This window comes from Anoxybacillus sp., from assembly GCF_036834105.1.
Lineage (GTDB): Bacteria > Bacillota > Bacilli > Bacillales > Anoxybacillaceae > Anoxybacillus.
Genome location: NZ_DAITON010000086.1, coordinates 1 through 10184 on the forward strand (window position 1 = coordinate 1; position 10184 = coordinate 10184).

Annotated in this window: 18 protein-coding genes; 5 read left to right on the forward strand and 13 right to left on the reverse strand. The window is 45.2% G+C overall.

The genetic code is table 11. From position 1 onward, the window contains the following. Positions 1–195 precede the first annotated feature (195 nt). The 12 genes from V7Z64_RS09160 to V7Z64_RS09215 all read right to left on the reverse strand — a co-directional run bounded on the left by V7Z64_RS09160 (position 196) and on the right by V7Z64_RS09215 (position 5420). A complete protein-coding gene (locus V7Z64_RS09160; RefSeq protein ID WP_297990254.1) occupies positions 196–489 on the reverse strand; it encodes a hypothetical protein in 294 nt (97 codons plus the stop codon). 5 nt (positions 490–494) lie between these two features. Further along, positions 495–722 (reverse strand): helix-turn-helix transcriptional regulator, encoded by a 228-nt coding sequence (locus V7Z64_RS09165; RefSeq protein ID WP_297990252.1) that lies wholly within the window; start codon positions 720–722, stop codon positions 495–497. Positions 723–1017: 295 nt separating this feature from the next. After that, positions 1018–1875: a DUF421 domain-containing protein gene (locus V7Z64_RS09170; protein WP_297990250.1), complete on the reverse strand. Its 858-nt coding sequence runs from the start codon at positions 1873–1875 to the stop codon at positions 1018–1020. A gap of 2 nt (positions 1876–1877) precedes the next feature. After that, positions 1878–2084, reverse strand: coding sequence for a DUF1657 domain-containing protein (locus tag V7Z64_RS09175; RefSeq protein ID WP_003395328.1), 207 nt, complete (start codon positions 2082–2084; stop codon positions 1878–1880). A 6-nt stretch (positions 2085–2090) separates the two neighbouring features. Next, positions 2091–2447, reverse strand: a complete 357-nt coding sequence (gene spoVAE, locus V7Z64_RS09180) for a stage V sporulation protein AE (protein ID WP_297990247.1) — start codon at positions 2445–2447, stop codon at positions 2091–2093. Continuing rightward, positions 2444–3460 carry a stage V sporulation protein AD gene (gene spoVAD, locus V7Z64_RS09185; protein WP_003395330.1) on the reverse strand — a complete coding sequence of 339 codons (1017 nt, stop codon included), beginning with the start codon at positions 3458–3460 and terminating at the stop codon, positions 2444–2446. The genes spoVAE and spoVAD overlap by 4 nt, the downstream gene beginning before the upstream one ends. Beyond that, positions 3457–3939 (reverse strand): stage V sporulation protein AC, encoded by a 483-nt coding sequence (gene spoVAC / locus V7Z64_RS09190; RefSeq protein WP_003395332.1) that lies wholly within the window; start codon positions 3937–3939, stop codon positions 3457–3459. The genes spoVAD and spoVAC overlap by 4 nt, the downstream gene beginning before the upstream one ends. A gap of 12 nt (positions 3940–3951) precedes the next feature. Next, positions 3952–4407: a YhcN/YlaJ family sporulation lipoprotein gene (locus V7Z64_RS09195; protein ID WP_297990244.1), complete on the reverse strand. Its 456-nt coding sequence runs from the start codon at positions 4405–4407 to the stop codon at positions 3952–3954. Between the two features lie 58 nt (positions 4408–4465). Continuing rightward, positions 4466–4669, reverse strand: a complete 204-nt coding sequence (locus tag V7Z64_RS09200; RefSeq protein WP_003395336.1) for a DUF1657 domain-containing protein — start codon at positions 4667–4669, stop codon at positions 4466–4468. 82 nt (positions 4670–4751) lie between these two features. Then, positions 4752–4943, reverse strand: a complete 192-nt coding sequence (locus tag V7Z64_RS09205; RefSeq protein WP_003395339.1) for a hypothetical protein — start codon at positions 4941–4943, stop codon at positions 4752–4754. A gap of 18 nt (positions 4944–4961) precedes the next feature. After that, the gene (locus V7Z64_RS09210; RefSeq protein ID WP_004891743.1) at positions 4962–5084 is read right to left on the reverse strand and encodes a hypothetical protein; all 123 of its coding nucleotides are present in this window, start codon (positions 5082–5084) and stop codon (positions 4962–4964) included. Positions 5085–5156: 72 nt separating this feature from the next. After that, complete coding sequence (locus V7Z64_RS09215; RefSeq protein ID WP_297990234.1) at positions 5157–5420, reverse strand: spore coat protein regulator protein YlbO; 264 nt, start codon at positions 5418–5420, stop codon at positions 5157–5159. Positions 5421–5576: 156 nt separating this feature from the next. Between V7Z64_RS09215 and V7Z64_RS09220 the strand changes: the two genes are divergently transcribed. Next, a complete protein-coding gene (locus V7Z64_RS09220) occupies positions 5577–6296 on the forward strand; it encodes a hypothetical protein (protein ID WP_003395343.1) in 720 nt (239 codons plus the stop codon). Between the two features lie 192 nt (positions 6297–6488). Beyond that, positions 6489–7157, forward strand: coding sequence for a hypothetical protein (locus V7Z64_RS09225; RefSeq protein WP_297990231.1), 669 nt, complete (start codon positions 6489–6491; stop codon positions 7155–7157). Positions 7158–7177: 20 nt separating this feature from the next. Here the strand turns inward: V7Z64_RS09225 and V7Z64_RS09230 are convergent, their stop codons facing one another. After that, positions 7178–7510 (reverse strand): DUF1360 domain-containing protein, encoded by a 333-nt coding sequence (locus V7Z64_RS09230; RefSeq protein ID WP_297990229.1) that lies wholly within the window; start codon positions 7508–7510, stop codon positions 7178–7180. A gap of 123 nt (positions 7511–7633) precedes the next feature. Between V7Z64_RS09230 and V7Z64_RS09235 the strand changes: the two genes are divergently transcribed. The 3 genes from V7Z64_RS09235 to V7Z64_RS09245 form a co-directional block, all read left to right on the forward strand. After that, positions 7634–7966, forward strand: a complete 333-nt coding sequence (locus V7Z64_RS09235) for a hypothetical protein (RefSeq protein ID WP_297990227.1) — start codon at positions 7634–7636, stop codon at positions 7964–7966. Beyond that, positions 7893–9254 carry a UDP-glucose dehydrogenase family protein gene (locus V7Z64_RS09240; RefSeq protein WP_297990225.1) on the forward strand — a complete coding sequence of 454 codons (1362 nt, stop codon included), beginning with the start codon at positions 7893–7895 and terminating at the stop codon, positions 9252–9254. The genes V7Z64_RS09235 and V7Z64_RS09240 overlap by 74 nt, the downstream gene beginning before the upstream one ends. Then, positions 9251–10184: NAD-dependent epimerase/dehydratase family protein (locus V7Z64_RS09245; protein ID WP_334110178.1), on the forward strand; the 934-nt coding region annotated here is incomplete at its 3' end. The genes V7Z64_RS09240 and V7Z64_RS09245, both read left to right, overlap by 4 nt.

Consider the following 10184-nt stretch of genomic DNA (forward strand, 5'->3'; position numbering starts at 1 on the left):
ATTTTTATTATATATTTTTATTTTTTTTTTTTCAAGGATTTAATAGAATATTTTGGTTTATCTTTGTAACATGTACTTGACAAATGATGCTCTCTCCTGAACAAGAATGTGAAAACATCATTTCGTTTACTTATTGTTTCTTAACAAACGTCAGTAAAACATGTTGTAAAAAATGGTATACAACTTTTATTTTTACTAAGCTGTTTTACTAAGATATATCCAATAAACAAGTCCAACAAAAATGTTCAATGACATTAAAGTGGTGATGCTAACTCTAAGTAAAGTATAATCCATAGCTTTCCATCCTGTCACGATGATAATTAAAGATAGACCGATCAGCAGGAAAGTAAACAGAAAACTAAACAATTTATAAACCATATATTGTGTTCTTTCATCTTTACCTTCTCGCTTAATCAAAAAAATTAAAACTAAAAAAGCAGCCAGCGCTAATACTGTTAAACCATTCGTAAAATGAACAAAAGTACCCATTATTATCAAACCTCCTCATTTTTTTTAAACTGGAATACATCATTAATGTCTACTCCAAAAGCATTTGCAATTTCAAACGCTAATACTAACGAGGGTGTGTAGTTTCCCTTTTCAATTGAAATAATCGTTTGTCTGCTAACCCCTACTTTTTCAGCTAAATCTTTTTGTGTCATTTTCCGTTCGGCTCTTAATACATTGATTCGATTGGATAAAGAGCCGTTGTTCTTTGCCATTTATCACACCTCCATTATGCAAAGATTTCTATATACACATAGTAAAGTATTTTTTACAAAATGTAAAGTTTATTTTACATAAAAACGTTACGTTTTTCACCTAGAACTCGTATACTATCCGACAACAACTAGGCAGAATGAAATCTTCGCATGTGTCAACGTTAAATCGCTTAACCACTAGATACGACAATGACCCATCGTCCACTTTGCTTTCTATTGTAAGATGAATCATTTACCCTTAGGAAAACAAACATACCGCCCCTATGCCTATTCGCATGAGAGCGGTGTTTATCTTTCACGTAAGAAACGGCTGCAGTTTTTGAATAAGCTGCTGCATTTGTTTCGCTTGTTGTTCGTACATTTGTTTCGCTTCTGCGTCGTTCGTTTGCAAGGCGAACAGCTCGAAATCGGCTTCTGCTTTTTTCATCGATGCAAGCAATAGTTGCTTTTGTTGCGGCTCTGGTAGTTGAATGCGGTCGTCGTATAAATCGACGGTCAATTGGCCGTACGAATCGACTTGAGCTAAAAAGACGTTTTCAACGGCGACGCCCATTTGATCGAGCTGTTGCTTCAACCAGCCGCGGCTTAAACGAGCGGTCGCGAGCGGCTCATCTAAAATTTTGCCGTCCATAATGACGGTTTGTGGCTCTTTTTCGCGCGGAACGTACGGCGCGACGTCCCCGATCGTTAGCGGCTGCTTGTCGCGCTTTAATAAAATGCTTAAGTCGCCGTTTGCTTCAAGCGTCGCAAATTCGACGTCAGCGACGCGAAACACATCTTTTTTCCGCAACTGTTCAAGCAATTCGTCCGCCGTATATTTCTCTTTTTTCAAATTATCTTCTAAAATTTTTCCGTCTTTAATAAATACAGTTGAATTTCCTTCGACAAAATCGCGAAATGTTTTGCTTCGTAACGAAATGATCGAAATGACGACAGGGAAAAGCGACCAAATTAAAATGCTCGTCAACCCTTCCGTTAACCGAATATCTAAATCCATTGACATCGAGCCAGCAATATCCCCGATCGTAATGCCGACGATATATTCGAAAAACGACAGCTTTGACAACTGTTTTTTTCCTAACAATTTCGTAATGATGAACAGTCCGATTAAAATGCAAATGGAACGAATCGCAACTTCTAACCATGCTGGCATATTTACATCCCCTTATATTGCGGCTCCTCGCGTTCAAGCGTCGATATTCGCCCTTTCAGCGCCGCAATCATTTGTTCCGTTTCAAGCATCGCTTCATGAAACGCTCGTTGCGCTTCTTCGTTTGTCGAAGTGAGCGCCAACTGTTGCAACGTCGCATGAATGGCCTTCATGTTCGCTAAACTTTGCTTGACTTGTGAACCAATGGTCATCTTCCTCTATCCTTTCGGTTTAAATAATAATGCGCCGATAAAACCGAACACGATCGCCGCTGAAATGCCGGCGCTCGTCACTTCAAACATGCCGTTTAACACCCCGACGATGCCATGCTTTTCCGCTTCTTGCATCGCCCCGTGCACGAGCGCATTCCCGAAGCTTGTAATCGGAATGGTCGCACCTGCTCCGGCAAAATCAATGAGCGGCTCGTATAAGCCGAAGCCGTCTAAAATCGCTCCGGCGACGACGAGCGCGCTTAACGTATGAGCTGGGGTAAGCTTGAATACATCAAACATCAACTGCCCGATAACGCAAATGAGCCCGCCGACGACAAACGCCCAAAAAAACATTGCCATCATCCATGATCGCCTCCATATTCAATCGCCACCGCATGTGCGATGCACGGGATCGTCTCCCCTTGTTGAAACGTGAGCGGCGACAAAAGTGCGCCCGTCGCAACGACGAGCATACGCCGAATTTCCCCGCGCTTCATTCGGTTAAATAAATGCCCATAGACGACCGTCGCAGAACATCCCGCCCCGCTTCCACCTGACAACACCGGCTGTCCTTCGCGGTAAATGATTAATCCGCAGTCTTCATATCGTTCTTCTTCTAGCTCCATTCCGTTTTTCCGCAATAAATCGAGCGAGACGGTGCGGCCAATTTTTCCTAAATCGCCTGTGACGATTAAGTCATAATGTGACGCATCGACTTGCATATCGCGCAAATGCGCCTCAATTGTATCAACAGCCGCTGGCGCCATCGCTCCCCCCATATTGAACGGATCGGTCAATCCCATATCGACGACGCGCCCGATCGTTGCGGACGTAATGCGAGGTCCATCACCTTCGCTGCCAACTAACGCCACACCAGCGCCCGTCACCGTCCATTGTGCCGTCGGCGGCTTTTGCCCTCCGTATTCGGTCGGATAGCGAAACTGTTTTTCGACCGCTGCATTATGGCTTGCCGCTCCTGTCAATATGTACTTCGCCCCGCCGTAATTGACGATAAACGCGCTTAGTGCTAGCGCCTCCATCGACGTTGAACATGCGCCAAATACGCCGAGATACGGGGTGCTAAGCGTGCGCGCCGCAAAGCTTGAAGGGGTCATTTGATTAATTAAATCGCCACAAATAATAAACTGCACTTGTTCCTTTTCGATGCGCGCCTTTTTCATCGCTTGAAAAAACGCTTCTTCAAACAACACTTTATGCGCTTTTTCATACGAATCTTCTCCGAGCCAAAGGTCTTCATGCAGCAAGTCAAAATCGTTAGCGATGTTTCCGTTCGCTTCAAACGGTCCGCCAACTGTGGCGGTGGCGACGATGACCGGGCGGTTTTCAAACACCCACGTGCGATGCCCTTTCATCATCCGAGACCACCCCATTTCACCGCGATCGTTTTAATGAGCGCCACGACGAATGCGGAAAACGTGCCGAACAAAATGACTGAACCGGCAAGCTTAAACATATTCCCACCGACACCGAGCACAAACCCTTCCGTCCGATGCTCAATCGCAGCCGAAATGACGGCGTTTCCAAATCCGGTGACAGGCACCGCGCTTCCCGCCCCAGCAAACTGCGCCAATCGATCATATACGCCAAAGCCGGTCAAAAGCATCGCTAAAAACACCATCGTTGCGACTGTCGGATTGCCGACTGTTTTTTCTGTGAAATCGAAAAAGTACATATAAAAATAAGAAATGGCTTGTCCGATGACGCAAATGAGCCCGCCGACAAAAAAGGCGCGCACGCAATTTTTCAACACCGGACGCTTCGTTTCGCGCGCTTGTTCAAACTGATGATATTGTTGTTGTACAGGCGTTAAATTTTTTCGTTTTTCGTTCGCCATCGTCCCACCTCGCTACGTCTGTTCTTCGCTCAATTTTTGAATGACCGTCATCTCTTTTTCAATCTCTTTTTCACTCATTCGTTTCGTTTCCATTTTTTCTTTTAACGCTTTCGTTTTCCAAAAAATTTTTAAATCGTGTGATGCGATCACTTGTTTATCGAACGCATCGTTTAACGTGCGCTCTATATTTTTTTCAATCGCTTTCATACGAAATCGTTGCATATGCTTCACTTGATACGCAACGAGCAGCCGTCCGTTCGCTTCGACCGCCACCGCATCTTTCACATCGCGTCGTGCTTTTAACATATCGACCGCTTTTTTTGCGTGCCGTTGGTCGCTTCGATTGGCGCTCCCGTCATGGCTTACGTTCGTGATGTTTTCGTTTTGCAGCGACTGTTTTTGTTCTTTTGGCTCATGTGCACAACTTATGATGAAAAAAAAGAGGATCATTACGAGCAATTGTCTCATCACATTCACCTTTCTATTCATGTAACGAAAGGGCGCCCCGATTGGACACCCGACTCACTTACTGTTTATATTGTGGCTCTTCTTGTTCAATTTCTTGCAGGCGCGGGGACAACAAATCAACGATCGCTTGCGTTTGTTGCGCTGCTTGTTGATACAATTGTTTTGCCTTTTCATTTTCCGTTTGCAAAGCGAACGTTTCAAAACTTGCTTGCGCTGACTTTAATCCAGCTAACGTTTGTTTCACAGAACTTGCGACAGTCATATTGAAAAACCTCCTTTTCTTTTTCATCTCATAGCATGCGCACATCTCGTCAAGTTATACAAAAAAATAGCCCCCGAAGGAGCTAACGTTTATCGCGGAATCCGTTTCCGAGCGACGGATTATTGATGATTCCAGCCATGACTAAAATACTTAAAAAGGCGTTCCATAATTGCTCATATTTTCCTAAATCAATATCGACGCCAAACGTTTGCAAGAAAAGCGGTATAAAAGCGCCGATCGCGAGCCATAGTCCATAGTTTTTAAAGCGCTCCATCTCCTTCTCACCCCATGCTTATTGTTTTTTTATTTTTTTTCCACATCCGCAGCCACCCGTTTTTTTGACAGGTGCTGGGGAAGACGTATATACTTTTGCCGACTGTGTTCCGTGAAGCGCCATCGTCTTTTTCTTTTCCATTTCATAACCCTCCACAACATGTAAGATACACTAGCATATGAAAAAGATGGAGCGAGTGACTATGCCTTTTTCCTATTTCTCTTTTTCCGCAAACGAAAACGGAGTCGACAACGGTAATTTGGCGTGTTTCAGCGCTTGTTGCCGTTGAAGCGTATGCATAAACCACGAATCTGGCCGCTGACCAAATAACTGTTTCGTTAATTGCTCAATTTGTTTTTTTAACTCCTCGTTTTCTTTTTTTAACCGCTTCACTTCCTCATACCGTTGTTCACTTAACGCCGCCAATTCTTTTAACAACACATTTTCCGCCCGCAAGACGTCTAACTCGTTTTGCATATGCCTCCCCCTCTCTACTACATAACAATTCAATGGCACGCCCATTTATGACAAAAAAATTCCGCACTTATCCCTGCACACTTACCTACCTTTCTCATACTATACAGTAGTCCCGATACATGCGACGGGAAAAACTGAAATTAGGAGGAACGAGGCATGACGCATCATAAAGAGCGTAAAGAAAAAGTGTGTATTAAAACACGCAAAGTGTATGACTGGGTTACTCGTCAAATCGATGTGCCGTTGCGCAGTTTTTCAAATGGGGATTTGGAAGCGATCTTTCCAGAAAGCAAATGTCCGCGCCATGGGCAAACGGTTTGTGATTTCTTCGCATCTAACGGCTTAAGCGCTGGCGATTTCTCGATTCGCTGTTTCTTAACAGACGATGAAGGAAACCGCATCGATCAAACAGTAGATAACAATGCTCTCATTTGCCAAGAAATTTTGCAACCGAACGGACGCCAACCTGTTCACGTCACGCTTCCATCTGGTGATACAGTCACATTGCAAAAAGTGAAAGTGCTTGTGAAAGGTCACGTCGTTGTGCAAGTCGTAAACGCAAACGGCCACGTTGTTTGTGAATCAAGTCCAATTCCATTCGCAACAGCGCAAACATTTATTTTATGCGCGCCAGAAGGAACGACGCTCGATTGCCACATTTCATTTTTCGAATGTGACGCTAGCTTAATTTGCACTGACAACTTCTCACAGCTCGATGTATCGATTACATTATGTTTAGAAGTGCAAATGGAAGCCGACGTAAAACTTGAAGTCGAAGCACGCTACTGCCAGCCGCGCGAAGAAATTTTAGAAGCGACACTTTGCCCAACAGACAAATTCCCACCGCAATGCCCTGAAGTATTCCCAGCACATTAATGACTAAAGCAGGCTCACAGACAGCCTGCTTTTTTATGTCCTTCTTCCTTTCTTTATGGTATATATGACATGTTGCAAAATAAAATGAATATTGAACCGATCAAAAAAAGGTGGAATGTTTTATGATTCAACCGCCCCATATCACTTCAAATGAATGGAAAGGATGTTCAAAACGTTTATAGGAGGGAGGCGATGAACAACCAACATATTCAACTTCAACAAAAAATTATTCACTACCGCTCGGAAGTGGCGAAATATAAACAGCTATTGCAGCTCGTCGAAACTGAGCTGAAGCGCGAGCAGTTGCGCAATCATTATTTACAAAAACAACTTGAAAAAATGGATGAATGTGAACAAACGATTGAAAAGCTCGAACAACAGCTTCTGTTTTACGAAGTGGCGCTCGAACAAGAAAAAAAACGAAAAAAAGAGGAAAAGAAAGAGCTCGCCCATGCCTATTTTGCATACGCGACGATGATTCCTGAAGAAAAAGACGAACATGTGACGGTGATCGGCGATCTCATCATTGAAAATAGCGGCAATACGACGCTGAATGACCCGATCATTTGCCTTCGCCTCCGCCCTCCCGATCATGCTCAACTAAGCGGAAAATTTTCTTTTCGACATGCGCAAGAAGAAGGAGGATGGACGTTTGCGATCGACGATTGGCGGCAAAAAGTGAAAGACGGAGAATATTGGCTCAAACCGACCGACAAAGCGGCGCTTTTGCCAAACGAACAACTGCGCTTTTCCTCTTTCGAATTGCGCATATTCCATATGATCGTTGTGGAAGCGTTCGTCTATTTCCGCCAGCTCAAGCAAGGAATCGCCTCCTTCAATCATATCGTTGTCAATAAATAAGCAGGCATCCGCCCGCTTTTTTATTTGCTCCATTGTTGGACAACGATTTCGATGAGGGAAGCACCTCCCGCAATCGCTAATATCCACACAAGCGGCATAACAATGTACGGAGCGAACATCGCGCTAACGTACAACGCCGCTGCGCACCATACCCCTGTACACCAATGGCAGCTTAACAGCTCTCCGATCCATCTCCGCATTCCTGTTCCTTTTATGACGATATACGTTTCCCCATCTTGCTCGATTTCATCATGAAATGGCGCGCGCAAAAACGACGTAATACGATCATATACAATCAGGCGCGTCAAGCGAAACGAAGCGATACATAAAAGAAAAAAGTGAAACGCATCCATCTTTTTCGCCTCCTCGCTTCACTTTATGTTTCATATGTAAAAAACATGTAGTGCTTTCGCCCATTCCTTTTTTGTTGTTTCACATATAATGCAATGAGATAGACGAAGAAAGGAGTGGAACAAGTGTATCGCATTTTTTTCAGCAAAGACTTTTTAGCAAAAAGAAAACAAATAAACGACATATGCTCGACATTGCTTTCCCTTGCCGAAGGAACAGAGCTGCACGTGCATACGAACAATCAAACGTATTATCACGCCCAGCTCGCTGCAGTAAACAAAATGACAAATGAAGTGACGCTCCACATTGACCGCTTTTACGAACACGGTGGTGAAACGATAACGATTCATTGCCGCAACATTGTAGCGATCGAGTTTCCTTCCGATGCTCTCGTCGCAGCGGCCGAACAGACGGCGATGGCAATCGGAACGACGAAAACAGACGACGAAGACGAATAAAGGAAGTGAACATATGAACGTCTTAATTATCGGCGCTGGCTATGTTGGACTAACGACAGCCGCAGTGCTTGCCAAACTTGGTCATACCGTCCATTGCGTAGATGAAAATGAACAAAAAATTGCCGCCTTAACACGTGGGGACGTTCCGATTTATGAACCTGGTTTAGCCGAGCTATTCACCGACCATAAAAGTCGGCTTTTTTTTCATCGTGACGGACAAAAACATATACAAAAAGCCGATGTCATATTTATTTGCGTCGGCACACCGCCCGACAACAACGGAAAACCGGACGTGTCGTACGTCAACCGTGCCATCGACACGCTTCTTCCTCATTTGCGCGCCCAGCAAACGCTCGTCATGAAAAGCACCGTTCCGATCGGCACGAACGAACGCATATATGAACGGCTAACAATGGAAGGAAAAAACGTACGCGTCGTCTCTAACCCTGAATTTTTACGCGAAGGGTCAGCCATTTTCGATTCCCTCTATCCCGATCGGATCGTCGTCGGCTTACGTGACGATGATGATCGTTCCCTTTCTGTTATGCAGACGTTATACGCACGTATTCATGCCCCGTATGTCGTCACAAGTTTAAGCGGTGCGGAAATGATTAAATACGCCGCCAACGCCTTTTTAGCCACGAAAATTTCGTTCATCAACGAAATGGCGCGCCTTTGCGAAGCGTACGGCGTCGATGTCGCTCATGTCGCGAAAGGCATCGGGCTTGATGGACGAATCGGCCCGCACTTTTTACAAGCCGGTATCGGATATGGCGGATCTTGTTTTCCAAAAGATGTCGCCGCCCTACAACAAATGGCGTATAAAAAAGCGGTGCGCCCGTACATGATAGAAGCAACAAAAACAATTAACGACACACAGCTTTATTGGTACGTTCAAAAAATAAGGCGGACGTTAGGCACGCTTTCCGATAAACGTATCGCCGTCCTTGGTATCGCCTTTAAACCGAATACAGACGATATTCGCGAGTCGCCTGCCGTATCGCTCATCAAAGCATTGCACAACCTTGGCGCTCATGTCGTGGCGCACGACCCAAAAGCCGTCCTCCCAAACGGCATGGACGCAAAGCAAGCAAAAACGATCGATGAAGCGCTCCAACAAGCGGATGCGCTCATCGTCGCGACCGATTGGGATGAGTATAAACAATTAAACTGGGAACAAGTGAAACAAACGATGAGCGGAAACGTCGTCGTCGACGGGAGAAATAGCTTACCGCGCAACGATGTTATTCAAGCAGGACTGAACTATGTGGGGGTGGGACGCGGATGAATATACTTGTCACAGGGGCGGCTGGCTTTATCGGCTCGCACGTATGCGAAGCGCTGTTGCCGCATCATCACGTCATCGGCGTCGATTCGTTCACCGGTCCAACGCCAAAACGATGGAAAGAACAAACGATCGACACGTTAAACAAACATGATCGTTTTACATGGATCGAAGGCGATCTTTTATCGTTGCCGCTCGTTGACATCATAAAACAAGTCGATGTCATTTATCATTTTGCTGGTATGCCGGGCGTGCGAACGAGCTGGGGAACGACGTTTGATTTATACACGACAAACAACATCGTAGCGACGCAACGTTTGCTTGAAGCATGCAAACAACACCGACCAAAGCAGTTCATTTATACGTCCACATCGTCCGTTTACGGTGAAAAAGACGGTCGCGTGGCTGAACATATGCCCCCGACCCCTCTTTCGCCATACGGCATTACGAAATTAGCTGGGGAACATTTATGCCGCGTATATCACTCCGAGTTTGATGTGCCGACGACCATTTTGCGCTATTTTACGGTGTACGGTCCGCGCCAACGGCCAGATATGGCCTTTCATCGCTTCATTCGCCATATGTTGTTCGATGAGCCGATCACGATTTTTGGCGATGGCACACAAACGCGCGATTTTACGTACATTTCCGATTGTGTCAACGGCACGCTCGCCGTCCTTGGCAACGAAAAAGCGATCGGGGAAACGTTCAATATCGGCGGGAAAGAACGGGCTTCGCTAAACGACGTCATCGCTATGCTCGAGACGATCATCGGAAAACGAGCAAAAAAGCAATATATGAATAAAGCGATCGGAGAGCCGAAACATACGTGGGCGGACATTTCAAAAGCCGAACGCCTGCTTTCATACAATCCAACAACGCCATTGCAAGAAGGATTGCGTCATGAAGTGCAATACATTCGCTCGCTTTACG